19 protein-coding genes are annotated in these 24,709 nt (G+C 40.8%); 11 read left to right on the forward strand and 8 right to left on the reverse strand.

Annotated features, from left to right (window positions below; translation table 11 throughout):
- Nucleotides 1-16: 16 nt before the first annotated feature.
- The 4 genes from BUW93_RS06770 to pyrH form a co-directional block, all read right to left on the reverse strand.
- Entirely contained in the window at nt 17-2,437 is a 2,421-nt protein-coding gene (locus BUW93_RS06770; RefSeq protein WP_081210451.1) for an efflux RND transporter permease subunit, read from the reverse strand.
- Between the two features lie 75 nt (nt 2,438-2,512).
- Nucleotides 2,513-4,981, reverse strand: a complete 2,469-nt coding sequence (locus BUW93_RS06775) for a DUF5686 and carboxypeptidase-like regulatory domain-containing protein (protein WP_081210453.1) — start codon at nt 4,979-4,981, stop codon at nt 2,513-2,515.
- Nucleotides 4,982-5,100: 119 nt separating this feature from the next.
- Nucleotides 5,101-5,655: a ribosome recycling factor gene (gene frr / locus BUW93_RS06780; protein WP_081210455.1), complete on the reverse strand. Its 555-nt coding sequence runs from the start codon at nt 5,653-5,655 to the stop codon at nt 5,101-5,103.
- 34 nt (nt 5,656-5,689) lie between these two features.
- The gene (gene pyrH, locus BUW93_RS06785) at nt 5,690-6,397 is read right to left on the reverse strand and encodes a UMP kinase (protein WP_081210457.1); all 708 of its coding nucleotides are present in this window, start codon (nt 6,395-6,397) and stop codon (nt 5,690-5,692) included.
- A 161-nt stretch (nt 6,398-6,558) separates the two neighbouring features.
- On the opposite strand from pyrH, the gene BUW93_RS06790 reads away from it, so the two are divergent.
- Entirely contained in the window at nt 6,559-7,245 is a 687-nt protein-coding gene (locus BUW93_RS06790) for a zinc metallopeptidase (RefSeq protein ID WP_081210770.1), read from the forward strand.
- A gap of 338 nt (nt 7,246-7,583) precedes the next feature.
- Here the strand turns inward: BUW93_RS06790 and BUW93_RS06795 are convergent, their stop codons facing one another.
- Nucleotides 7,584-10,079, reverse strand: a complete 2,496-nt coding sequence (locus BUW93_RS06795; RefSeq protein WP_081210459.1) for a zinc-dependent metalloprotease — start codon at nt 10,077-10,079, stop codon at nt 7,584-7,586.
- Between the two features lie 178 nt (nt 10,080-10,257).
- A complete protein-coding gene (lysS, locus tag BUW93_RS06800) occupies nt 10,258-11,949 on the reverse strand; it encodes a lysine--tRNA ligase (protein WP_081210461.1) in 1,692 nt (563 codons plus the stop codon).
- 141 nt (nt 11,950-12,090) lie between these two features.
- On the opposite strand from lysS, the gene BUW93_RS06805 reads away from it, so the two are divergent.
- Nucleotides 12,091-12,249 carry a YqaE/Pmp3 family membrane protein gene (locus BUW93_RS06805; RefSeq protein ID WP_081210772.1) on the forward strand — a complete coding sequence of 53 codons (159 nt, stop codon included), beginning with the start codon at nt 12,091-12,093 and terminating at the stop codon, nt 12,247-12,249.
- Between the two features lie 3 nt (nt 12,250-12,252).
- Nucleotides 12,253-12,954: a lipoyl(octanoyl) transferase LipB gene (lipB, locus tag BUW93_RS06810; protein WP_081210463.1), complete on the forward strand. Its 702-nt coding sequence runs from the start codon at nt 12,253-12,255 to the stop codon at nt 12,952-12,954.
- Between the two features lie 166 nt (nt 12,955-13,120).
- Here the strand turns inward: lipB and BUW93_RS06815 are convergent, their stop codons facing one another.
- Both BUW93_RS06815 and BUW93_RS06820 read right to left on the reverse strand, forming a co-directional pair.
- On the reverse strand, nt 13,121-15,565 hold the full coding sequence (locus tag BUW93_RS06815) for a hypothetical protein (protein WP_081210465.1): 2,445 nt from the start codon (nt 15,563-15,565) through the stop codon (nt 13,121-13,123).
- Between the two features lie 294 nt (nt 15,566-15,859).
- The gene (locus tag BUW93_RS06820; protein WP_081210467.1) at nt 15,860-16,879 is read right to left on the reverse strand and encodes a helix-turn-helix domain-containing protein; all 1,020 of its coding nucleotides are present in this window, start codon (nt 16,877-16,879) and stop codon (nt 15,860-15,862) included.
- 759 nt (nt 16,880-17,638) lie between these two features.
- Here BUW93_RS06820 and BUW93_RS06825 point away from each other — a divergent pair.
- The 8 genes from BUW93_RS06825 (at nt 17,639) to BUW93_RS06855 (ending at nt 24,591) form a co-directional block, all read left to right on the forward strand.
- On the forward strand, nt 17,639-17,974 hold the full coding sequence (locus BUW93_RS06825) for an arsenosugar biosynthesis-associated peroxidase-like protein (protein WP_081210469.1): 336 nt from the start codon (nt 17,639-17,641) through the stop codon (nt 17,972-17,974).
- The gene (locus tag BUW93_RS14905) at nt 17,971-18,111 is read left to right on the forward strand and encodes a hypothetical protein (RefSeq protein WP_157893294.1); all 141 of its coding nucleotides are present in this window, start codon (nt 17,971-17,973) and stop codon (nt 18,109-18,111) included. The genes BUW93_RS06825 and BUW93_RS14905 overlap by 4 nt, the downstream gene beginning before the upstream one ends.
- 63 nt (nt 18,112-18,174) lie before the next feature.
- Nucleotides 18,175-19,230 carry an arsenosugar biosynthesis radical SAM (seleno)protein ArsS gene (gene arsS, locus BUW93_RS06830; protein ID WP_081210471.1) on the forward strand — a complete coding sequence of 352 codons (1,056 nt, stop codon included), beginning with the start codon at nt 18,175-18,177 and terminating at the stop codon, nt 19,228-19,230.
- 28 nt (nt 19,231-19,258) lie between these two features.
- Nucleotides 19,259-19,870, forward strand: coding sequence for a TIGR04282 family arsenosugar biosynthesis glycosyltransferase (locus BUW93_RS06835; protein ID WP_232778325.1), 612 nt, complete (start codon nt 19,259-19,261; stop codon nt 19,868-19,870).
- Nucleotides 19,871-19,873: 3 nt separating this feature from the next.
- Nucleotides 19,874-20,686, forward strand: coding sequence for a purine-nucleoside phosphorylase (locus BUW93_RS06840; RefSeq protein ID WP_081210473.1), 813 nt, complete (start codon nt 19,874-19,876; stop codon nt 20,684-20,686).
- Between the two features lie 5 nt (nt 20,687-20,691).
- Nucleotides 20,692-21,660, forward strand: a complete 969-nt coding sequence (gene arsM / locus BUW93_RS06845; protein WP_081210776.1) for an arsenosugar biosynthesis arsenite methyltransferase ArsM — start codon at nt 20,692-20,694, stop codon at nt 21,658-21,660.
- A gap of 9 nt (nt 21,661-21,669) precedes the next feature.
- The gene (locus BUW93_RS06850; RefSeq protein ID WP_081210475.1) at nt 21,670-22,956 is read left to right on the forward strand and encodes an NAD(P)/FAD-dependent oxidoreductase; all 1,287 of its coding nucleotides are present in this window, start codon (nt 21,670-21,672) and stop codon (nt 22,954-22,956) included.
- A gap of 51 nt (nt 22,957-23,007) precedes the next feature.
- Nucleotides 23,008-24,591 (forward strand): 4Fe-4S binding protein, encoded by a 1,584-nt coding sequence (locus BUW93_RS06855; RefSeq protein ID WP_081210477.1) that lies wholly within the window; start codon nt 23,008-23,010, stop codon nt 24,589-24,591.
- The last annotated feature ends 118 nt before the right edge of the window (nt 24,592-24,709 follow it).

Raw genomic sequence — 24,709 nt, forward strand, 5'->3', positions numbered from 1 at the left:
TTCGGCCTAATTAATTTTATTCTGGATGATTGTGTTCTTCTTTTGAAATTTCCTCTTCATCCTCATCGGTTTCTATGATCTTCATTGCCGGTTCCTTCATTACTTCTTTATTGGCAATACTTCGTTCCAACGATAATAAAAGGGATGGAAGCAATAAGAGGTTAGAAAGCATGGCAAAAAGTAAGGTTGCTGAAACCAGGCCACCCAGGGCTACAGTTCCGCCGTAGCTACTAATCATAAATACCGAGAACCCAAAGAAGAGTACAATGGAGGTGTAGAACATACTCACCCCCGTTTCTTTTAAGGCTGCGTAAACCGAGCGTTTTATCTTCCAGTTATTGGCCTTGAGTTCCTGTCTGTATTTTGCAAGAAAATGTATGGTGTCATCTACCGATATTCCAAAAGCAATACTAAAAACAAGAATGGTTGAAGGTTTAATTGGGATACCTAAAAAGCCCATCATCCCCGCAGTTACCAGCAGTGGCAAAAGATTTGGAACCAGAGAAATAAGAATCATCCGGAACGACCTGAACATCCAGGCCATAAAGATGGCGATAAGTAATATGGCCAGGGACAGCGAGATCACCAGGTTCTTTACCAGATAATTTGTCCCCTTTTGAAAGATAAGCGCTTTCCCCGTAAGCGAAACATCATATTGTTCTTCGGGAAAGATTTTGTTGATTTCGGGCCATAGGTTTTCCTCAATACGTTCCATTTTGTCGGTTCCAATATCTTTCATAAAAGTTGTGATCCTGGCATATTGGCCGGTAGAATCTACATAGGAATTCAAAAGGTTCTCCCCCGCATTCATCCCTTTGGTGTAGGGCATAATAAAATTTTGTTCCTGGGAAGTAGGAAGCTGAAAGTATTTTGGGTTGCCGTTATAATATGCCTGTTTGGTGTATTTTACCAATCTCACCACCGAGAGGGGCTTGGAGAGCTCGGGCACATCTGTAATTTCTTCTTCCAGGCGCTCCAGACGTTTCAGGGTAGAGAGTTTTAATACGCCCTTAGGACGTTTCGTGTCCACAAGGATTTCCATTGGCATTACCCCATCAAATTCCTCTTCAAAGAATTTGATATCCTGAAAGAAGGTCGCTTCCTGCGGCATATCTTCAAGCAAGCTTCCCGAAATTTTTATAGTGTATATTCCAATAATACTGGCTACCAGTAAGAGGACTGAAACTATATAGATCGCAATTCGGTTGTGCCGTACCATGCGTTCCATCCAGCCTACAAAACCACCTATCCATCTTTTGTTAAGGTGCTTAAGGTGTTTGTCTTTTGGAACAGACATATAGCTATAGATAATAGGAATGATGAGTAGACTTAGCACAAAAATAGCCAGGATGTTTATGGAAGCCACTAAACCAAATTCCTTGAGCAAGGTGCTGTCGGTAAGGATGAAGGTTGCAAAACCCGAAGCCGTGGTAACATTAGTCATTAGGGTGGCATTCCCCACCTTTGTGATTACCCGCTGAAGCGATTTGGCCTGGTTGCCGTGTTTTTTTATTTCCTGCTGATATTTATTAATAAGAAAAATACAATTAGGGATTCCTATCACAATTATGAGCGGTGGAATTAAGGCTGTAAGAACGGTTATTTCATAATGCAGCAACCCAATAACTCCAAAGGCCCACATCACCCCAATACAAACGGTGATCATTGAAATTACCGTAGCGCGAATGGACCGAAAGAAGAAAAAGAAAATCAGGGAAGTTACACTTAATGCCGCCAGGATAAATAGACCAATTTCATCAATGATATTCTGGGAGTTTAGGGTGCGTATGTAGGGCATACCCGAGACCTTAACATCAATTCCGTGCATTTCCTCAAATTCCCCGATAAGCGGCCGAAGTTTTTCCAGCACAAAATCCTTTCGTTCTTCCGAATTAACGATTTCTTTATTGATATAAAGGGCAGACTGTATGGTGTTGGAATGCGAGCTGTATACCAGATTTTCATAGAAAGGAAGCGAGGTAAAGAGTTCGTTTTCATAAGCTTTTAGCTCTTCCTTGCTGGGATTGTCCTCTTTTATAAAAGGAACCATTTCAAAGCGCTTGGGGTCGTTAAACTTTTCCAGCTTTTTTAAACTGCTTATAGAAATAACGTGATCTATCTCCGGATAATTTTCAAGCTCCTGATTAAGTGCTGTCCAGGCCTGGAACTTTTCAGGAGTAAATAAAGAGGAGTCTTTGACCCCAAGAATCACAAGGTTGCCTTCTTCCCCAAAAGTATCGAGAAAGGAATTATAAGTTAAATTGGCTTCATGATCATCGGGCAACAAATTGGCTTCGGTATAGGAGAATCTCATATTTTTCCACTGGGTGGCCAGAAAAGCGGTGGCCGCAACCACGAGTAGAATAATAACAATCCTGTTGCGAAGAATCATCCTTGCAACAGAGTTCCAGAAACCAAAGCTGAAAATTTTGGACATGGGCGAAGTTTAAACGAGCGCAAAGGTATAAAAAGCCACACTAAATAGCGGAGTTTTAATTGTAAAGTGCAGGCTTTAGATCTTTAGCTGAAAGGTGAATTTAAAAGCAAAATTCTGTTTAAAACCCGGTAAGTTATAACCGCCATAACGGTAAGCGGTTCCCAACCCAAAACCAGCCAGGATATTATTTACCTCGAGTCCCGCTTCTGAGTAAACGTGATCCAGGGTATTAAACGAAATATTTGCGTGGTTTTCAGGATGTTTAAATGCTCCTATAGCGTGGCGGGAGATGAGTACAACTTCTGGTTTCATAAACCTGTTGAGCTCAATTGGTCTGAACTGATGTTTTACATGAAGCATTGCCTGGCGGTCGCTAAAAAATTCGTTGTAGTACATGGTCTCAAAGCTTGTATGTCCTGCCACCGAGAAACGTTTTAAGATTTCAGGTTGATTTCCATTGTTGGGCAAAGCGTGAAATGCATGGGTTAAAGGTAAATCCCCAAGCGCAAAATTCCCCTCCAGGATGAATTCGGTGCGTGACCTATCCAGCCTCTTTATTTCGTGTTCTATTTTTAACCCGACCTTGGAGAAACTAAAATTACCCTTCATAAATCCTGCAAATGCCTGGCTGAACTGCCCGGTGAATTTTGGGTAGCCTTTTTCTATTAGGATATTGCTTGTGGAGGTCTTTAAAAATCTTGCGAATGGGCGCCATAAAAAAGAAATAGTTGCTTGGCTAAGCTTGTAATCACTAAATTGCTGACCTTCATGAATGTAGGCGTAATCCCTGATGTTTGATATCTGGCTTTGACTTATCTGTAATTCGCTGTTGAGCCTGGAAGTAAAACGGTGGGTAAGACCCCCGCTAAATGTTTTATCGGTATAGAAAAAACTGATATTTACAAAACGAGGTTCAATTATAGAGAACTCATTAACGCCCTGTAAATAATTAAAACTACCCACTTCAATAATATCGCTGGTGTACTTAAATTTCAGGTTAGTGCCACTTGGCTTATGAAGTGCTATTTTGGTGCCCAGACCATATTTAAGCACTTCATCTTTAATTCCATAAACGGCGTAGCCATTAATATTGAATTTATCTGAAAATCTATTATTGGTTTTTCCTCCAAAACCCAATCGAAGACCCTCATAGTTATTATACTTAAAAAATTTTCCAAGGTCGAAATCCCAAAAGCCCACGGGGTAATAACCCGTTGAAATTGTGTTTTTTATTTCTATCTGGCGTTCTACATTCTTTTCCTTAACCAGATCAATAACTCTTTCTTCAAGATTTTTATCTGCAAAAGTAAAATCTTCCTGCCGGTGTCTCTGCCAAAAATCTTCACCGGGGTTAAAGGCCTCGGGTGCCACTTCTATCTGCGCCGAAGGATTTTCTATTTTTTCTTCAGAATTAAATTGAATTTCATAATTGGTGGTGGTAGAGGTGAGATATAGCCCTGATTCCATTTTATTCCCGGAAAGTACCGTGCTAATAATATCTCCCCCGCTTTGAAGACGGCCCGTAGAGATCACCCCCCCAAAAACCGAAATCCTTTTCCCGCCGCTACCAGGCCTAATTCGGGTCACTTGTTTTTTAGGAAACCAGAGATTTTCTTCCTCAAAATATTCATATTCCTGATCGGTTTCAAGTTTAATGGCGCCCAGTAGCTGCGCTTTAAATTTCTGTATGGCAAAACTACTGGTATCCAGATATAAGATCCCCTCTAAACCGGCAACAGCCTGCTGCCGTTTGGGCTCAAAATATACTACAAATGCAGGTTTTGCGGTATTGGCGGTATCCAGTATTTTAAATTTGTAATTTCTGAAAGCCTGTTCGGAAAGTGGCCCGGCATAGTCAGTTTCGAAAATGCTATAATCTTTTTTGTAAAGAGAAAAGGGATTCACTGAGAGTGAGAGTATTTCGTAAACCGGCTTTTTAAAGCCAGCGTTTTTCATGGCCAAAACCATTTCTTTAAGGTCCTTTCCCTTCTCAAAACGATATTCAGATATTTTTTCTGAAAAGAAAGCGGCTCCGGTTTCTATAATCGTTTCAACCTCCAGCATTGTGCTGTCGGTCTCCAGGCTTATCCGGTTGTTTTCATTGTCGATTAAGAATTTATTGTAGCTTTTAAAACTAAAAGAATTCACGGCTTTTTCAGGATCATTTTGATCGCGCCTGGCGATGGCTTTTCTGATGATTGCGTTTGCAGGATTTTTATCTGAATCTATTACCACGGCATCAAGAATTTCAGCATATGGCTTTAGGCGTATGAAGATAAATTCTGTTGCAGCAGAAAGCTGGATGGTACGGGAGGAAAAACCTACATAAGAAAAAGTGACTTCTGCTGTGGGTTCTTTAAGATTGAGTGAAAAGGAACCATCAATATTAGTGAGGTTTGCGGGCTTTTCCTGGATTGAAATTTTTGCGTAGGGGAGAGGCTCCCCGGTTTCAGCATTTACAACCCGGCCCGAAATTTTATGTTGAGCAAAAGCATTGGTAAAAGAAACAATACAAACGAGAGCGAGTAAAAGGCAATGGCGCATATTATTTCTTTACTGATTGGCTTAAATTTCCGGAATTTAAGCCTAAAATAAAAATTGTCAGACAGGCATGGCTATGCTTATCTGACAATTGTATGTTAAATTATAAAAAGAGCTTTCTGCTAAACTGTCATAATCTCTTTCTCTTTTGTCTCGAGAATTCTATCGATTTGGGCGATATAAGTATCTGTTAACTGCTGTACTTCCTCTTCAGTAACTTTAAGGAGATCCTCAGAAATATCCAGCTTTTTAAGTTCGTTATTTGCTGCTTTGCGATCGTTACGAACCCCAACTTTAGCGTCTTCCGCTTCAGCTTTGGCTTGTTTGGTAAGCTGCTTTCTTCTTTCTTCGGTTAATGGCGGTACGCTTATAATTACATTTTCACCATTGTTCATAGGGTTAAAGCCGAGGTTAGCCTGCATTATTCCCTTTTCTATATCGCCTATCAGGCTTTTCTCAAAAGGCTGAATAGAAATGGTTCGGGCATCGGGGGTGTTCACGTTGGCTACCTGGTTGAGTGGGGTTTGTGATCCGTAGTACTCCACCATCACACTGCCAACCATCGACGGACTGGCTTTGCCGGCCCTGATATTTGCCAATTGTTTTTTTAGGTGAGCAACGGCTTTTTCCATTCCTTCCCTGGTGCTATCAATAATAAATTCAATTTCGTCTTCCATCTTTATAAAGTTTAAAATGCAGGTTTTATTTGAACTATAGATTTACTTTGGTTCCAATGTTTTCACCGGTTACCACTTTTAGAAGATTTCCGGGGGTATTCATATCAAAAACTATAATAGGTAATTCGTTTTCCTGGCTTAAGGTGAAGGCAGTAGTGTCCATTACTTTAAGGCCTTTTCGAATCACATCATCAAAGGTAATATAATCAAATTTGGTTGCTTTGGTATCCTTTTCAGGATCGGCGGTGTAAATACCATCTACGCGTGTTCCTTTAAGGATAACATCGGCGTGAATTTCTATGGCTCTTAAAACGGCTGCAGAATCTGTGGTAAAATAAGGATTACCAGTTCCTCCACCAAAGATTACCACCCGGCCTTTTTCCAGATGCCTTATCGCTCTTCTCCTAATGAAAGGTTCAGCTACTTCATTGATGTGGATGGCCGATTGCAGGCGGGTTTGAACTTCGGCATCTTCAAGGGCACCCTGTAGTGCCAGTCCGTTAATTACAGTGGCAAGCATACCCATATGGTCTCCCTGCACGCGGTCCATTCCTTTGCTTGCTCCGGCAACCCCTCTGAATATATTGCCGCCACCAATAACAATCGCGACCTCAATACCTTTATCTGTTACCGATTTTATTTCTTTGGCATACTCTGCCAGCCTTTTAGGGTCAATACCATATTGACGGTCTCCCATTAAAGACTCTCCCGATAATTTTAAAAGGATTCTTTTATATTGCATAGGGCGGTTTTTAATTAATTGCTGCAAATATAGGTATAATCTTAAAGTGATAAATAAGGTTTTTCAATGGATTCCTGTTAAAGCCTTGCTAAGGTAGCGTGTAGGATATGGCGAGGTTTTTGCTATATTTGAAGTTCAAAAAAAATAAAACAAACCAGGAAATGATAGGATATTATATTATTGCGGGAGTACTCTTTATAGTGAGTATGTATGTAAGCAATAAACTGAAGAGTAAATTTAAAAAATACTCTAAAGTACACTTACAAAATGGAATGAGCGGGAAGGAAATCGCTGAAAAAATGTTAAGCGATAACGGAATAAATGATGTTAAGGTGATCTCTACTCCCGGGATGCTAACCGATCATTATAATCCGCAGAAAAAAACCATAAATCTTAGTGAAGGGGTCTACACACAACGAAATGCTGCGGCGGCTGCAGTTGCGGCTCATGAAACCGGGCACGCTATACAGCACGCTCAGGCTTACAGCTGGTTACAATTGCGTAGCCAACTTGTTCCTATAGTAAGTGTAGCCTCCAGGTTCTCTCAATGGGTAATCTTTGGTGGATTAATGCTGATGGCCACCACGGCGATGGGTAGCACTATTTTGTTGATTGGAATTATTCTTTATGGTATGGGGACGCTCTTTAGCTTTGTGACCCTGCCGGTAGAATATGATGCCAGTAAACGTGCTTTGGTGTGGTTGGAAAATGAGAATATGCTGTCAACCCAGGAACATGATGCTGCTGAGGATTCTTTAAAATGGGCGGCTCGAACTTATGTGGTTGCCGCGGTTGGTTCCCTGGCCACCTTGTTATATTTCCTTAGCATTTATATGGGGAGAGATTAAAACTGCTGCTATTTAAATATAATAGAAAACAAGAAAGGCCGTCTGGATAAGACGGCCTTTTCTATGGGACAAAGAGGAAAATCTTTTTTAGCCTGGCTTAAGCTTAATTAGATTTCCGGATCCTCTTTGACTGCTCAAACAAACTAAAATTTTCAGCTTACATAATCTCTTTTGCTGAGGTCACTTCTGTAATATAATTGAAACTTCTTTTAGCTTCTTCAGCTTTTTTTGGTTTAAGTAAGACTCCAGAAACTTAAAATAGTTTAAATGAAAAAAAGAAGCCTGCCGAAAATTCCGACAGGCTCCCTCACAATTAACGAATGTTTAAAATTTTAATTCTATTTAATAGGATTCAGGATAAGATCGATTCTTTCTAAAGCATCCTGAAGGTGATATCTGGTTAAGGTGTCACCGGTTCTATTTATAGCGTTCCTTATCTGGCGCTCCAGGGTTTTAAGTTCCCCACGAACTACCGGACGAATGTCACTTTGCGCCACATTTATATCACTTCTTGAAGACCAGGCACGTCTGCGGGCTGGAATTTCAGGCTGTTCCTCTGTCATTAAATATTCCATTCTATCTATATAGGCTCGTTGAAGGTTTCTGCGGTAGCGATCAATTGTTTGTCCCCGTGATAATTCGCTGAAAATGCCTTTTCGCAGGTCTCCCATCATATCCAACAGAGAATAGGCTTCCTCTCCGTTAACCTCTTCATTTTCCATAAGACGCGCCATCCTTCCAAAATCGAGAAGGTTGTTCAGGGTACGCACCTGATAGTTCCTAATACGCTCAATATTTCCATCGAATTCAATTTTGTTGAAAATCTCCTGGTCGATAAGCCATTCGGGCGTTGTGAAGAGTTGATCCTGTAAGAATTGCATTGCATTTTCCTGGTGGGCAGCGTCTACGTGAGTATAAACCGCTCCTTCCTGGTCATAGGTCTTATAGTATTCGTATACTCCACCAATGTTGGCGGCTACGTGGCCCATATATCGGTTAAATTGTCCGAGTACCTGTGAATACAGGTCATCAAGATCTTCATAATTCTTACCGTCTTCAGCTGTCCATTCAATTAGATTTGGAACAATTCGTTTCAGGTTTTTAATTCCGTATTCACTGGCAAGAATAGCATCATCTCCCAGGTCTTCTGTTTGGGAGCTGGGATCAATAACTCCACCACCTTGCTGTCTTCCGAAGCGATAAAGCGGGTCTCCTGCTTTTTCCAGGATCCACTGGTCAAGAATCTCTTTTTCTTCTTTGGAGGTCTTGTCAAGGATTGGCTTGTAACCCCATTTGATAGCATATTTGTCATATGGGCCAATATTAGGCATTAAAGCAACATCCCCATCCCCTGGCTGGGCAATGTAATTGAAGCGGGCATAATCCATAATAGAAGGGGCTGTTCCAAACTCTGCAGTGAACTCAGGATCGCGCAATTTCTCTACAGGATAGGCTACGCTACTCCCCATATTGTGAGGTAAACCAAGAGTGTGACCTACTTCGTGGGCAGATACGAAACGGATTAAACGCCCCATAACTTCATCTTTAAATTGCGGCATCTGTGCGTCTTCATTGATGGCAGCGGTTTGCACAAAAAACCAGTTCCTAAGAAGGGTCATTACATTGTGGTACCAGTTGATGTCAGATTCAAGGATCTCTCCAGAACGGGGGTCACTCACATGTGGCCCGTTGGCATTTGGAATAGGAGAGGCAAGATATCTAACTACTGAATAACGAACATCTTCCGGGCTCCAGTCTGGGTCTTCTTCCTTACTGGGAGGATCTTTTGCGATTATAGCATTTTTAAAGCCTGCTTCCTCAAAGGCTACCTGCCAGTCTTCAATCCCCTGTTTGATATAAGATCTCCATTTTTCCGGAGTGGCGCGATCTATATAGTATACAATTGGTTCTTTTGGTTCTACCAATTCCCCACGTTCAAATTTTTCTTTGTCTTCTTCTTTTACTTCCAGTCTCCAGCGATCAAGGTATTTCACCTCTTTACTTTTGTGGTCTTCCAGGCCGTAGTCAACCTGTCCACGGGCAAACCAACCAACGCGCTGGTCGAAATAACGACGTTCCATCGGGACTTTGGGAAGCAGGATCATGGAGTTGCTGAACTCCAGGGAAATAGACCCGGTGCTCGCATTTGAAGGCGGTTCGCCGGCATTATAAGTTTTTACGTGACGTACCTCGATATTTTCGGGATAGCTTCTAATGGTATCTATATAAGAGCGGGCATCGTCCAGGCGGGAAACCTTATATTCTTCCCGGGTCCTGTTTGGAAGCCCAAGGGCCATCACATCTTTGGTGTAAAGCTCGGTGACATCGATTACCGTTGTTTTGCTAATAGAGGCCTTTCCGTAGGCTTTTATAGGAAAGCGTTGCAAAACAGGCTCGAAATTGGAATTTACCACGGCTTCGTGCACAGGAAGGGAATCTGCCGCATAGATCTCGTGAGAAACTACTCGTAGTAATACGTTACCGTCTTTTTTCTGCCAACGGTGCACCTGGGTGTTTTGTTTTCCACCTCCAAAACCGATACCTGTGGCGGTTTTGGCAATTCTGGTTACGGTGAGCATTTCACGATTGAAAAGACTGTCTGGGATCTCGTAGAAATATTTATCTTCTACACGATGAACAGTAAATAATCCATCATCAGATTTGGCATCTTTGGTAATTACTTTGTCATAAGGTTTTATGCCATTGCCGTTTTTCTTTCCCTCATCGGCTTTTGCCGTAGTGGCATTGTCTTTTTCTGGTTGAAAAACTGCACAACTGCTTACCGATAGCGAAAGGGCGATCAATAAGACTTTGTGCGAAAAAATTTTGTTCATAGAAAGTTCTTTACAAGGTTAAATAAATACTGAAGGCGGTGTTGATTGAGCGCAAGCTAAAATAAAAAAGACCACCCTTAGGCAGTCTTTTGACTTGTATTTATTTAAATGGTTTAAAAATTCAGTTAAGAAAAACTTAATTTAACCATTGTTTAGCCATAAAATCAGTTGAAAGAAATTAAACGGCTTTGATCTTCATGGTTTCGTCATCTTTAAAAACATCTATCATTTTATGTTTTCTCAATGATTTTAAAGTTTTGTCCCATTTTTTATTGCTTAATCCCGACCTGGTTTTAATGGCCTCCAGCTCATGAATTTCATCATTTTTAAGCAACTCGAAAACTGCTTTTTCATCCTCGCTTAATTCCACCGCTTTTTTCTCGGGCTTCATTTGAGGGAAGAACAGCACTTCCTGAATAGACCTGTTATTGGTTAAAAACATGATTAATCTATCCATGCCAATTCCAAGACCTGAAGTAGGTGGCATCCCGTATTCCAGGGCTTTAAGGAAATCCTGGTCTATAAACTCGGTAGCTTCGTCATCTCCTTTTTTGGCAAGTTTAAGTTGCTCTTCAAAACGTTCACGCTGGTCTATAGGATCGTTTAATTCTGAATAGGCATTGGCAATTTCCTTTCCGCATACCATAAGCTCAAAGCGCTCAGTTAGCTCTGGGTTTTCCCGGTGTTCTTTACAAAGCGGACTCATTTCCTTAGGGTAATCGGTGATAAATGTGGGTTGGATGTAATTTCCTTCACATTTTTCCCCGAAGATCTCATCGATGAGCTTTCCTTTTCCCATGGTTTCATCAACCTCGATTCCCATATCTTCGGCAGCTTTTCTGATTTCAGCCTTAGATTTTCCGGTGATGTCAAAACCGGTGAATTCCTTAATAGAATCTGTCATAGTAACCCGTTTGTAGGGGGCTTTAAAATCTATTTCATATTCACCAAAAACTGCTTCGGTTGTTCCGTTTACCTCCAGGGCACAATGTTCAAGAAGATTTTCGGTGAACTCCATCATCCAGTTGTAGTCTTTATAGGCTACATAGATTTCCATCGCGGTAAACTCCGGATTGTGCGTGCGATCCATGCCTTCATTTCTGAAGTTTTTCGAGAATTCATACACCCCATCAAACCCACCTACGATAAGTCTTTTCAAATATAATTCATTGGCTATCCTTAAATAAAGCGGAATATCAAGTGCATTGTGATGCGTGATAAAAGGCCTTGCTGCCGCCCCTCCCGGAATGGACTGAAGAATGGGAGTTTCAACTTCAAAATAACCCTTCTCATTAAAGAAATTACGCATCGCATTAAATAATTTCGTGCGCTTAACGAAGATCTCCTTAACGTGTGGGTTAACCGCTAAATCTGCATAGCGCTGGCGGTATCGCTGTTCAGGGTCATTAAAACCATCGTGAGTGTTTCCTTCCTTATCAGTTTTTGGCAGAGGTAATGGGCGCAGCGATTTACTTAGTAATGTAAAATCCTTCACCATCACGGTCATTTCACCTACCTGGGTTTTGAAAAGCTCTCCCTCAATCCCAATAAAATCACCTATATCCAGGAGCTTCTTATAGAAATTATTGTATTTATCCTTATTCTCACCAGGGCAAATTTCATCCCGGTTGAAATAAATCTGTATTTTTCCTGCAGAGTCCTGAAGCTCGGCAAAGGAAGCTTTCCCCTGGATGCGGCGTGACATAAGTCGGCCGGCCATCACTACTTTTTTTCCATCCTCAAAATGAGATTTTATCTGTTTGGTGGTGTGATCTACCGGAAATAGATCGGCGGGATATGGATTAATGCCTTCTTTGCGAAGGGCTGCGAGTTTGTCTCGGCGTATAATTTCCTGTTCAGATAGGTGCATGATAATAGTTTGAAAATTAAAAACCTGCTTTTCTGCAAGGCGGATGCAAATATAGTGACTATCAGGCTACCAACCAATGGAGGGACAGGCCGAATTTTTAGTCTTATCTTTGCAATTAAAATAGCTTTAAATACGAGAATTATGAGTGTTTGGAGAGTCATACTTTCTGTTTTGTTTCCACCCCTTGCCGTTTATGATCGCGGTTGTGGTTCTATTCTAATTGTGTTAATCTTAACTATCCTGGGATGGATACCAGGGGTGATTGCAGCACTTATTATTTTAAACAATCCAAGGAGATAGAAAATGAATAGAAGAACTGAATTACAGCAGTTAGGATTAAAGGATTATAAAGAAACCTGGGATTACCAGGAAGAGTTGTTCCAAAAGATATTGGAGCTTAAGATTAAGAACCGGAGAGAGGAGTTGAATCTGGAGACGCCTAATTACATGTTGTTGGTAGAGCATCCCCATGTGTATACTCTTGGAAAAAGCGGAGATATCAAAAACCTCCTGATCTCTGAAGAGGAACTGGAGAAAAGAAACGCCAGGTATTACAAGATTAACCGCGGGGGTGATATTACCTATCACGGCCCCGGACAGCTGGTGGGATATCCCATTCTTGACCTGGAAAATTTCTTTACCGATATCCATAAATACCTTCGCTTACTCGAAGAAATGGTGATCTTAACTTTGAAGGATTATGGAATACAAGCTGAACGAAGTCCGGGAGAAACCGGGGTTTGGTTGGATGTGGGCACCCCTTTTGCCCGCAAAATTTGCGCGATGGGAGTAAGGGCCAGCCGGTGGGTAACCATGCACGGATTTGCACTGAATGTAAATGCAAATCTGGGCTATTTTGATAATATTGTTCCCTGCGGAATTAAAGGTAAAGCCGTTACTTCTCTAAATGTGGAACTCGGGAAGAAGGAAATACCAATGGAAGATGTTCAGGAGAAAATACTGAAGCATTTTTCCCAGTTATTTCAGGCAGAAATATTCGAATAGAAACTTGATCCAGTGCTTTTTTAACTTGAGCCTTTCAGAACTTCTTGATTTAAATTTAATATACCTCCAAATGAATGATTTTCAGAAGGTAAAATGATCTTTTTTAAAAGTTCTTCTACTTCTTTTCTCAGTTCCGCGCTTTTACACTTAACTATTACATTAAAGTTTAAAACTTATAGATGATGAGTTCTCCTTTATCACCTTTCACTACAAACTCGGGAGCATTATCATTATTGATATTACTCAGGTCAATAGTTGAAGTGCCGTAAACAGGAAAGCCAGATAATAATTCAGCATTGCTGTCAAAAACATACACTTTTTGGGTTTGTAAATCGGTAATACTAATGTAGTATTTGTTGTCTTCCAAAAAGATCTGTGGCTCGGTATAAAGACCAAAGTCTAAGGTGACTTCCTTATCCCTAATTTTCAGGGTATTTTCAGAAAAACTTACCAGTAAATTGGAGGTGGCGTCGATTTTGTGGTTTTGAGCGAGGTTTAAATTTTGTTTTGAAACCTTTCCGTTTTCATCTACCAGGATAAGCTCTCCCGGGTCATTACTGGAGATAAAATTCCGGTCATACTGAAACCATTCATTATCTGAAAAGTTGAAGTTTTCGCTCACTTTTACCCGTTGCCGGCCCTGCCGGGATAAAATATTAAGCTTGCCCGATTCTTCTGCAATAACAATGTAATCTTTGTTACCCATTCGTATGTGCCTGGGAGGAAATAAAACTTCTGAGGCTGTACTTTTAAATTTAAAACCTCCAACACTCCTTCCTTTCGAATCATACATATGAAGCTCCCTGTTCTGGGTAATTAGGAAACGGTAATTGCGGTTGTTGTCATAGTCGAATAAAGCTAAAGGCTGAGTAATGTTGTCTTTAAACTTAAGTGGGAAAGGCTTCACCGAATTTGCATTCCGGGCGATTACTTCAAGTCGGTTTGGGGTTGCAAAGGCCAGCTGGAACTTTCCGTTTTTTAGGATATCAACTTCTTTAATTCCGCCTAGAATTGGGCCGTCCAGTTGTTTTTTCCAGTAGATATCGCCTTTATTAGAGATGAGGTAAAGCACATTATTAATGTCCTGTACTGCGATGTCTTTCTGGTTATTATTATGATTGCTGAAAAAAACCGGTTCCCCAAGAATTTCTTCATCCAGCTTAATCGAGAGAAGCTGCTCAGTATCTTTCTTAACCAATTTGTCCTCAGATTTATGAAAAATTCCATGGATATGTGAAAAATTCCTGTCGGCAACAAGCTGGATAGTAGAGAGCTTATTCTTATCAAAATTCAGGCTGGAGAATTTATTTCCAAATTCTTCTGAGCTCCTCTTTTTCACAAGGTCTTTAATCAACTCATTATTGGCGACTAACAAAATATTTGAAGCTTTCGCCAAATGCTCAAAGGCCTTCTGGAAATGCTCCTGCTGTGCAAGGGTGTTTTTATTCACAAAGGCTGAAATCACATTCTGAAGTTTTTCTTCAGAATTGCTGAAGATGACAAAATTCTCCAGAATAGTATAAAAATTCAGATCAACCGGGCTAATTAATGGATTTAGATGTTCCGCGAAAAGCTCGGGATTATCAAATTGATAAATCTTAGCACTTCTATATTCCTTGCTTTCCCCACTAAACCTGGCCAGATTCTGTTCGGCAAGGATCACATCAATATTATTGAGAATAAGTAAATTCTCCGATGGGTAGTTAAGCTGGCCGATTTCTGAAACATTCTTAAGGATCTCTATCTCAACCTCAGAGAATTCCTTTTGAAAATAGGTGCTGAAATTCTGCTGAAATTGATCGAAATTATCATATCCAAAGGATGAAAATCCTGGCGCTGTTACCGGAACAACCCTGGAAATCTGATTTGGAGAAGCGCCCACATCCTTGAAAATATGCTGTAGGCCGGGTTTTTCAGGCCAAAGACTTAGCCCGTTAAAATTGAGAGATCCATTTTTGTTGTTTAGGTCTACTGAGCTCCAACTGGCGAAAGTCGTTAGCGTCGAATCTGTGGCTGGAAACCATTCTTTGAATTTCTCTCCCACCTGCTCATGGCGAATAACTATAGAGGTTTCCTTAGGATCTGTGGCTTTAAAAACTTTTTTAAATTCGGAATCGTTCAGAAAACCTTTTCCTTCCAGCAGGATTTTTAACTTATCAAGGGAGTTTCCGGCCAAAAAGATCCCGTCTACTCTGGAAGTGAAAAATAAATGTTCTTCAAGCTTCACTTTGTCGATCTCGAAATCCTTAAATTTCAATCGCTCTACCGATTTATTTGGTACAGAGTCCAGTTTAAGCACTGGCTGATTCTCGCTGATTAAGGTAAACGTATAGTGCTCTGTAGCCAGATCGGAAAAAGCGATCAGGGAACTTCCCAGGCTGTCTATATAATTTAAAAAGATAAACCGATCCTGAATCTCTTGTTTCAGCTTAAAATCATTCTTGCTCACGAAGTCTAAGGAGGCCAGGTTGCTCGAGAGGGACTCTAGGTCGTGTGTTTGAACCACCACTTCCGAATCTTGTGGTAACCAGGCAATAAGGTCTTTTTTTTGAGTTTTTGGCTGACAGGCCAAAAGCAGGAAAACGATTACTCCTGTGAGTATTCTTTTCATGATAGCAGAAAATTTAGGCTAAAATTACTAACTTCCCGTGAATTTGGAAGAAAACCGGCCATTTTCCCCGAAATAATTTCCTTTTTGAATAAAAATGCAAAAACCGAAATTTTAGTTGTCTGGCCTCTTGTTATTCTTCTGGAGGTTAATTGCATATTTCAGCTAGAATAAAGGCCGGGGTAGAGATGAGTTTGCCCTCTATTCTTTCGGTAGTGTTTGAAGCATACAATGCTTTACCTCTAATATGGTACTTTGATCAGGGATTTTTACCTGAATTTCACCACACACGGGGCCTTAATCCTGTTTGTTTCGGGTCTTCAGGAAATATTTTGGGTTTACCCCGTATTTTTCCTTAAAGATCTTAGAGAAGTAACTCCGATTATTAAGACCGATAGAAACAACGATTTCAGAGATATTTTTTTCTGAATTCATCAACATCTCCTTGGCAGCTTCCAGTTTTTTGTGCTGCATATATTTATTAACGGTGAGGTCATATACGTATTTAAAGCCTTCCTGAAGTTTATTCACGTTGGTCCCTGCTTCCTTGGCCAAAGCCTCCACAGTTAGATTGCTGCCAAGGTCTCCCTGGATGCGCTTCACTACATAGTCTACCTTTTCGATATCAGATTTTCTAAGTATTTGTGGAAGTTTGTCCTCGGCTTTATCATCTTCGTACTGGGCGATCTGGATTACCAGCATTTCAAAAGCCTTTCCCTCCAAGAATAAGGATCTCAAAAATCCTGTATAGTTTCTGGTGTCTATTTCTTCCATTAAATCGGCGGCCTTAATGCTGTAATTTCCCTGATAAAAGAACTGCTTCCTGGAAACATTATCCCTAAAAAGATCTTTAAGGGTAGGATCCAGGTCTTTGAAATTATGATTTGAGCGAGACGCAAAAACCGACCTAATAATTTCCAGGCTGGAAACATGGGTTGATTCGTTAGCTTTAAAATACAAGACGTGACCATTATACCCGCTGCTGGAAACAATGATATTTTGATAGGTTTCTATGTTATTTACTTTCTCTTGCGATTGAAAACAATGTCCTACGCTTCCTTGAGAGCAAAAGATGAATTTTAATGGATGTACAGTATTGAGAGAGAAATGAATTTCTACATCTTCATAGAATTTACAGTTATAGGTGATAACCCCCATTCCCGTGTCAAAACTTGCCCCCCTTATATAACCCTCTCCCAGCTTTTCAGGAATCTGAATAACATATTCCCCATTACCATTTTCAATTTCTACTCCAATGATTCGGGCAATGTCTTCAATGATTTCATTAACGGGTAGGGTTTTGACATCTATTCTCATAAAAAATTTTCGAAATAATTAATCGTGGATTTAAAAATACAGCGTCCTGATGTTAATTTTTAACTATTTAAGAAACCTTAACTATATGTAGTTCTGTGTAAAATTAAAATTTTAACAATTGTTAATCGGTGCATTGTGTTGAAAGAGGTAATACTAGTTGCAAAAACGTTAGAATCCGGAGGCTGGCATACATAAATCGCTAATAATCCGCTTATAACTTCTTCTTTATAAACGGCAAGATTAATTCTTATAACGTTAAAGTAAACTTATTAATTATCAGATATTTACATTCTTAAAATTTTAGAGCCCTACCCTCGAATTTGGTTCTTTTAAAAAAATATTTTTATGGAATTAATATACATTTTTCTTGGGCTTGAAATACTTGTCATTGTTGGGGTTGCGATATTTTTAATCCGCAAATTAGTCAAATTCAGACGCGATCGTCACAACCGGATTTAATTCTATACCGTATATAAAAAATTTCCTTTTTCTAATTCTTCCTTTGTCTCTAAGGTTGCTCGACTTTTCTATTTAGTAATTCTCAGTTCGCTTTTTTTAAAAAGGACACTTAAACTAAACTTATCTGAAATTCTAAAAATTGGTCCTGGTTTTAAAAACCAAGGTGGTCATTTTCCAATATAACAGACCTGGTTTCCTTTGGGGGCTAGATTAATCTAAACATGGAATCTATAACAAGACTACGGGTGGTGGGCTGGAATTCCATAAAGAAAAACTTACCTTTAGCGAAAAAATCAGGAAATGTCAAAAACTTATTACGACCCGGCAGATCTCCGGAAATTTGGCAATATCTCCGAATGGAGTGAAGAGTTAGGAGAAAAATTCTTTGATTACTACGGAAAAGTTTTCGAGGAGGGGGCACTTTCTGCTCGTGAAAAATCCTTAATCGCCCTGGCGGTGTCCCATGTGGTGCAGTGCCCTTATTGTATTGATGCCTATACCAAAGATGGACTGGAGCGCGGAATTGAAAAAGAGGAAATGATGGAAGCTGTGCACGTGGGAGCCGCCATAAAAAGCGGAGCCACCCTGGTTCACGGCGTTCAAATGATGAACAAACACAAAAAACTAAGCATGTGAGCAGATTCAAGGAGCCGCGCAGCGGCGACGTAGAAGTCGCTCATCCCGATGCAAATCGGGATCTTGAGTTTGCAATCTTGCCTTGTGAAGAGGAAGTCGCTCATCCCGATGCAAATCGGGAGCCCTATTTGAGGTAAGAGATTTACCTTAAATTCAGAATTTGTTTTTTAAATAATATCCGTTGAAATTAAACCTAATTTATGTCCATTAAATCATTAGCAGCCAGAAAAGACAGCCTTTCTAAGCCGGAAAGGCAACTTGAGATCCTGGATAACGGACTTTTTAGTGAAGCTGAGCTTCCCAGGTTTAGTGAAAAACTTGCCGAAACGGGAAATTTCCCTTTAAAACCCGGGAAGCTGGAAGTTCTTCAGCTAAACCTTGGCTATATGTGCAACCAGGTTTGTTCACACTGCCACGTAGACGCGGGACCCGACCGCAAAGAAATTATGACCAGGGAAACTATGGAGAAATGTCTGGAAGTGATTAGAAAAACCAGTGCCCATACTTTAGATCTCACCGGCGGAGCTCCCGAAATGAACCCCAATTTCAGGTGGTTTGTAGAGCAAGCTTCCAAAGCGGGAATCAGAGATTTTATTGTTCGCTCGAATCTCACCATAATTCTCGCTAACAAGAAATATTATGACCTCCCCGAGTTCTTTAAAAAATATAATGTTCACGTTGTATCCTCGTTACCTTTTTATAAAAAGGAAAAAACCGATAAGCAACGTGGAAACGGAGTTTTTGATAAATCTATAAGAGTACTGCAGATGCTTAATGAAGTGGGGTATGCCCAGGAAGGAACCGGTTTAAAACTCGATTTGGTGTACAATCCCGCCGGAGCATTTTTGCCGACAAACCAGGAGGCAATGGAACAGGATTTTAAAAAAGCTTTGAAAACAGACTTTAATATTGACTTCAATAGCCTTTTTGCTATAACTAATCTCCCTATAAGTCGTTTCCTGGAATATCTTATTGCCTCAGATAACTATGAGGATTATATGTATGAACTGGTGAATGCCTACAACCCCGAAGCCGTTAAGAATGTGATGTGTACCAACACGATCTCCGTAAGCTGGGATGGTTGGTTGTATGACTGCGATTTTAACCAGATGCTGGAACTTAAGGTAGCTTCTACCGTAAAACATGTCAGTGAATATAACGAGCAGGCATTACAGGATCGTGAAATTATAATTTCTCAACACTGTTACGGCTGTACAGCCGGTGCCGGCAGTAGTTGCCAGGGAACAGTGGCTTAACTTCTCCAGAACTAAAATTCTTTTTGCTTTGAAAAATGAATCTGAAGAACTCCTGATGATTTTTGCGAAAAACCCGGTAAAAGGCAGGGTGAAAACCCGTTTGGCCAAAGAAATTGGGGATAAGGCTGCACTTGATATTTATGAATTCCTGCTGAATCATACCTTTAAAGTAACCAAAAACCTTCAGGTTGATAAAGTGGTTTTTTATGCTGAAGGTCTTCCGCAAGAAAGTGTTTTTGATTCTAAAATATTTCACACAGAAGAACAGCAGGGACAGGATTTAGGCGAGAAAATGGAAAATGCCTTTAAGGATGCTTTTGCCAAAAACTACCAACGCGTCATTATTATCGGGACCGATCTCCCTGAAATCACTCAGCAGGACCTGGAGGATGCCTTTCTTCACTTAAAAGAAAGGGATGCGGTGATTGGTCCTGCAAAAGACGGCGGGTACTATTTATTAGGAATGAAATCACTAAATTCGAAGGTGTTTAAAAACAAAGCTTGGAGTACAGCTTCAGTTTTGAAAAATACGCTGGAAGATTTTAAAAATAAAGATGTAAAACTTTTGAAAAGCCTTAATGATATTGATGTGTTAAGCGATATTGAAGGAGATTCAGAATTAAGAAAATTTATAAGATAAAAGATGATTAAAGAATTATTAGAATCTACTGATTACCTTGTTTCCCGGGGGTTTGACAACCCGGAAGTCGGGATTATCCTGGGAACGGGACTGGGAAAGCTAGTCGATGAAATTGAGATAGAAGCTGAGGTTAGTTATAATCACATTCCCTATTTCCCTACGGCTACGGTAGAGTTTCACAAAGGGAAATTGATTTTTGGAAAATTGGAAGGTAAAAAGGTAATGGTGATGCAAGGCCGCTTCCATTCTTATGAGGGGTACAGCCTTCGGGATGTAACCTATCCCGTTCGGGTAATGAAGAGGTTGGGGGTAAAGAAATTGTTGGTGAGTAATGCTTCGGGGTCGATAAACATTGAATTTAAAAAGGGGGAACTCATGCTTATTGATGATCACATCAATTTGTTGGGTGATTCCCCGTTGGCTTTCCACGGAGTAGAGAAATTAGGCGAACGCTTTGTAGATATGAGTCAGCCTTATGATCCTGAAATGAACAGAATAATAGAAGATTCAGCGAAAAAGCATGGTGTTAGGTTACATAAAGGGGTTTACGCTTCAGTGTTGGGCCCCCAGTTGGAGACCCGTGCAGAATATAGAATGCTGAAGATCCTTGGCGCCGATGCCGTAGGGATGAGCACTGTGCCTGAAGTGATTGTAGCCAACCATTTGGGGATTCCCGTTTCGGCGATTTCAGTGATTACCGATGAGGGCGACCCCGATAATCTGAAACCTGTAGATATTAATGAGATTATCGCCATGGCGACAAAAGCCGAACCCAATATGATCGCGATCTTTAAAGAGGTTATTAAAAATATTTGAAAGAAATGAGTTATCTGGAAACTACAAGAGACGTTTATCGGGAAGCAGCATTAACTCCCGATGTTGGGCTTTGCTGTACGACCAACCCCGTTTGGGAGCTTCCCGGCCTTAAAATTCCGCAAATAATGCAGGAGATGAATTACGGTTGCGGGAGTACTGTGCATCCACGGGATCTGAGCAATAGTCCAAAGATTCTTTATGTGGGAGTAGGAGGAGGAATGGAATTACTGCAGTTCGCCTATTTTTCTCGTCAAAGAAACGGAGTGATCGGCGTAGATTCTGTTTCGGAAATGCTTGATGCTTCAAGGAAGAATTTTTCCGAAGCCGAAAAACAAAATCCCTGGTTTAAATCAGAATTTGTTGATTTACGAGAAGGGGATGCCCTGTCTTTGCCTTTAGAAGATGAAAGTATAGAGGTGGCTGCGCAAAATTGTCTATTTAATATTTTTAAGGCAGAAGACCTAAAAAAGGCACTCGAGGAAATGTACCGGGTTTTAAAACCTCACGGGCGCTTAGTGATGAGCGATCCCATTTGTGAGCAGGGAATGAATGATGAGCTAAGAAATGATGAGCGATTGCGGGCCCTGTGCCTTAGTGGCAGTCTTCCGCTAAAGGATTATGTGAAAGCGCTCACCGATGTGGGTTTTGGAACTATAGAAATAAGGGCTAAAAAGCCATACCGAATTCTGGATCCTAAGAATTATCCGACTTCAGAATTGATTTATATTGAAGCGGTTGAGGTTGCTGCCATAAAAGATCCTATGCCCGGGGACGGTCCCTGCGTGTTTACAGGTAAGGCTGCGATCTATTACGGAAATAATGATTACTTTGACGATAAAAAGGGACACATCCTGCTGAAAAATCAGCCTCTTGCTATTTGTGATAAAACAGCCGGCGACCTGGCAAAGCTTGGCAGAGACGATATATACATTAGCGAATCTACTTTTCATTATGATGGCGGGGGTTGCTGCTAAAAATAAGATATGGAACATATTGTCATCATAGGAAATGGGATTGCGGGCATAACCTGCGCGCGACATGTAAGAAAAAACTCTGATAAACGCATTAGCGTGATTTCAGCGGAAAGTGATTATTTTTTTTCCCGCACCGCCTTGATGTACGTGTATATGGGACATATGAAATGGGAACACCTCAAACCTTATGAAGATTGGTTTTGGGAGAAAAACCGGATAGAACTCAGGCAGGACTGGGTTGAAAAAATAGATTTTCAGCAAAAGATACTTTATTTCTCTTCTGAAGAAAGCCTGGAATATGACAAACTGGTTATAGCAACGGGATCGGTCTATAATAAATTTGGCTGGGAAGGGCAGGATTTAAAGGGGGTACAAGGTTTAATTTCCAAACAGGACCTTGAGCTTCTTGAAGAGAATACCCAAAACTGTAAAAAAGCCGTAATAATTGGAGGCGGACTTATAGGGGTGGAACTTGCCGAAATGCTCAGGACCAGAAATATTGAAGTTACTTTTTTAATAAGGGAGAAAGCTTTTTGGCAAAATATTCTGCCGCTGCAGGATGCAAAAATGATCTCAGCCCACGTGAGATCTCATGGTGTTGATCTACGTCATGAAACCCAGCTCGATAAGATTTTAGGAGATGAAAAGGGTCACGTAAGAGCTGTAATTACTGAATCAGGAGAAGAAATTGAATGCCAGTTGGTAGGTCTCTGTGCAGGGGTAAGGCCCAATATTGATTTTATAAAGAAATCTGCCCTTGAAACCGAAAGGGGAATCCTGGTAGACGAATATTTGCGAACCAATATAAAGGATGTCTACGCGATTGGGGATTGCGCACAACTTAGAGAACCTCAATCCAATAGAAATTCCATTGAAGCGGTGTGGTACACCGGCAGGATGATGGGCGAAACCCTGGCACAAAGCCTTACCGGGAATCTGATAAAATATAAGCCCGGTAATTGGTTTAATTCCGCTAAATTTTTTGATATTGAATATCAGACTTACGGAAAGGTTTCAGCAAATCCTGGCGAGGGCGAAATTCATTTCCACTGGCAGCATAAAGATCATACCAAGGCAATAACGATTGCTTTTGATGCTTCAGATAATAAGTTTTTAGGTATTAATACTTTTGGAATACGGATGAGACACGAGGTTTTTGATCGGTGGTTAAACGAAAACCGAAGTGTACAGTATGTTCTGCAGCATCTAAGAGAAGCCAATTTCGATCCTGAGTTTTATGACGGTTATGAGAAGGAAATCTTCAGAAGTTTTAAAGAGAATTTACAGGAATCTTGATAAAACAGACTTCACAGGTTTTTGCAACCTGTGAAGTCTAATCAATAAGATATGAGCAAAATAGAACGAAATATGTCATTAGCCGGGCAGACTCCTGCCGCACTTTCAGGTACTCAAAAATTTGCCAGTGCAATTGGCCTTATAGGCTTGTTTATTCTCGTATTGGCTGTAGCCAATGTAAATTTCCCCAATAAAGCCTTGTTTCTTACGCTCTCTCTTGTGCTAATGACGGCAGGAACTGTAGTATTTGCGAATGACCTCTATCGGGGGAAACACGCCGGAATAAAGAACGATGGGGTTTGGTTTAAATCTATGACAGGTCGGGGCCTTTGGGCTTGGTTCACCGGGATTGCGCTTACCCTTTTTTATATTGTACTTTACTGGTTCCCGGCGTATCTTGGCTTAACAGAGGACGGCCCGAATACCGGGGTTATTTCACTTTTCGATCCATTGAGTTACCTTATTAATGGAGGTCCTGCGAGTCAATGGTTTGTATATGGTACACTTTATACGCTGGCTATTTTTATTTTTGGTTATAAATTTATTCTGAAGTACCGAAACAACCGCTACGAGGTTTTACGAACTTTTTCGGTGATGTTTTTTCAACTGGGATTTGCCTTTCTGATTCCCGAAATTCTTATGCGGCTAAATCAACCTTATTTTAATCCTGCCAATATCTGGCCGCTTAATTACGATCTTTTTGCCGGATATAAGATTAACGAGTTTCTTTCCGCAGGAAATCTTGGGGTTTTTATGCTTGTTTTTGGGCTGATTTCCATTTTCGTGATTACCCCGATTTTAACCTATAAGTACGGAAAACGCTGGTACTGCAGTTGGGTATGTGGTTGCGGTGGCCTTGCAGAGACTGCCGGCGACCCTTACCGGCATCTCTCAGACAAATCGCTTTTTGCCTGGAAAGTGGAGCGCTGGGTAATTCATAGCGTGCTGGTTTTTGTAACAGTGATGACCATAGCGGTGGTGTATTCGTTCCTGGGAGAAAATGCAGGGGAATTTTGGCTTACCCGGGATATTTTTCTTTGGGGCTCTGCAGGATTACTCACTTTGGTATTTGCTGCGATAATGATCTTTAAGCGCAACGAACTGGCGAAAGACGCTAAATACGGTGCCGTTGGTTACCTTGTGGTGATCCTGGCGATAATTGGCATTAATTATTTTAGTGGGAATGGAAATATCTTTTTCTTTCCCGGCTATCAGCTTCGGGAGTGGTATGGCTTTTTAATAGGTGCAGCCTTCTCCGGGGTAATTGGGGTTGGCTTTTATCCTATCTTCGGTAACCGGGTCTGGTGTAGATTTGGTTGTCCTATGGCGGCGATTCTTGGGATGCAGCAACGTTTGTTCTCAAAATTCAGGATCACCACCAACGGCGGGCAGTGTATTTCCTGTGGGAATTGTTCTACCTATTGTGAGATGGGGATAGATGTACGGGCTTATGCCCAAAAAGGAGAGAACATTGTGCGTTCCAGCTGTGTAGGCTGCGGAATTTGCTCGGCGGTTTGCCCTCGTGGAGTGCTTAAGCTGGAAAATGATTCCCCGCGGGGAAGAATAAATTCTGAAGAGGTTTTTCTCGGAAATGATGTAGACCTATTAGATTTGATCAACCAAAAAAGTCGATAAGCTCCCTAACTTTTTTAGACTTTAATATAAAATTTGTGATCTGTGAAGGCCCGTAAATACTGGCCTTATGGAGTAGGTTTGTTGTTGTTTTGTTAAGACATGCTGTGGGTTACAAAAA

The sequence above is a fragment of the Salegentibacter sediminis genome, assembly GCF_002078605.1.
In the GTDB taxonomy this organism is placed as follows: Bacteria; Bacteroidota; Bacteroidia; order Flavobacteriales; family Flavobacteriaceae; genus Salegentibacter; species Salegentibacter sediminis.

What these genes read in the sequence shown, in the direction of transcription:
- BUW93_RS06770 (WP_081210451.1), bottom strand. Translation starts at nt 2,437, where the DNA reads ATGTCCAAAATTTTCAGCTTTGGTTTCTGGAACTCTGTTGCAAGGATG.
- BUW93_RS06775 (WP_081210453.1), bottom strand. Translation starts at nt 4,981, where the DNA reads ATGCGCCATTGCCTTTTACTCGCTCTCGTTTGTATTGTTTCTTTTACC.
- frr (WP_081210455.1), bottom strand. Translation starts at nt 5,655, where the DNA reads ATGGAAGACGAAATTGAATTTATTATTGATAGCACCAGGGAAGGAATG.
- pyrH (WP_081210457.1), bottom strand. Translation starts at nt 6,397, where the DNA reads ATGCAATATAAAAGAATCCTTTTAAAATTATCGGGAGAGTCTTTAATG.
- BUW93_RS06790 (WP_081210770.1), top strand. Translation starts at nt 6,559, where the DNA reads ATGATAGGATATTATATTATTGCGGGAGTACTCTTTATAGTGAGTATG.
- BUW93_RS06795 (WP_081210459.1), bottom strand. Translation starts at nt 10,079, where the DNA reads ATGAACAAAATTTTTTCGCACAAAGTCTTATTGATCGCCCTTTCGCTA.
- lysS (WP_081210461.1), bottom strand. Translation starts at nt 11,949, where the DNA reads ATGCACCTATCTGAACAGGAAATTATACGCCGAGACAAACTCGCAGCC.
- BUW93_RS06805 (WP_081210772.1), top strand. Translation starts at nt 12,091, where the DNA reads ATGAGTGTTTGGAGAGTCATACTTTCTGTTTTGTTTCCACCCCTTGCC.
- lipB (WP_081210463.1), top strand. Translation starts at nt 12,253, where the DNA reads ATGAATAGAAGAACTGAATTACAGCAGTTAGGATTAAAGGATTATAAA.
- BUW93_RS06815 (WP_081210465.1), bottom strand. Translation starts at nt 15,565, where the DNA reads ATGAAAAGAATACTCACAGGAGTAATCGTTTTCCTGCTTTTGGCCTGT.
- BUW93_RS06820 (WP_081210467.1), bottom strand. Translation starts at nt 16,879, where the DNA reads ATGAGAATAGATGTCAAAACCCTACCCGTTAATGAAATCATTGAAGAC.
- BUW93_RS06825 (WP_081210469.1), top strand. Translation starts at nt 17,639, where the DNA reads ATGTCAAAAACTTATTACGACCCGGCAGATCTCCGGAAATTTGGCAAT.
- arsS (WP_081210471.1), top strand. Translation starts at nt 18,175, where the DNA reads ATGTCCATTAAATCATTAGCAGCCAGAAAAGACAGCCTTTCTAAGCCG.
- BUW93_RS06840 (WP_081210473.1), top strand. Translation starts at nt 19,874, where the DNA reads ATGATTAAAGAATTATTAGAATCTACTGATTACCTTGTTTCCCGGGGG.
- arsM (WP_081210776.1), top strand. Translation starts at nt 20,692, where the DNA reads ATGAGTTATCTGGAAACTACAAGAGACGTTTATCGGGAAGCAGCATTA.
- BUW93_RS06850 (WP_081210475.1), top strand. Translation starts at nt 21,670, where the DNA reads ATGGAACATATTGTCATCATAGGAAATGGGATTGCGGGCATAACCTGC.
- BUW93_RS06855 (WP_081210477.1), top strand. Translation starts at nt 23,008, where the DNA reads ATGAGCAAAATAGAACGAAATATGTCATTAGCCGGGCAGACTCCTGCC.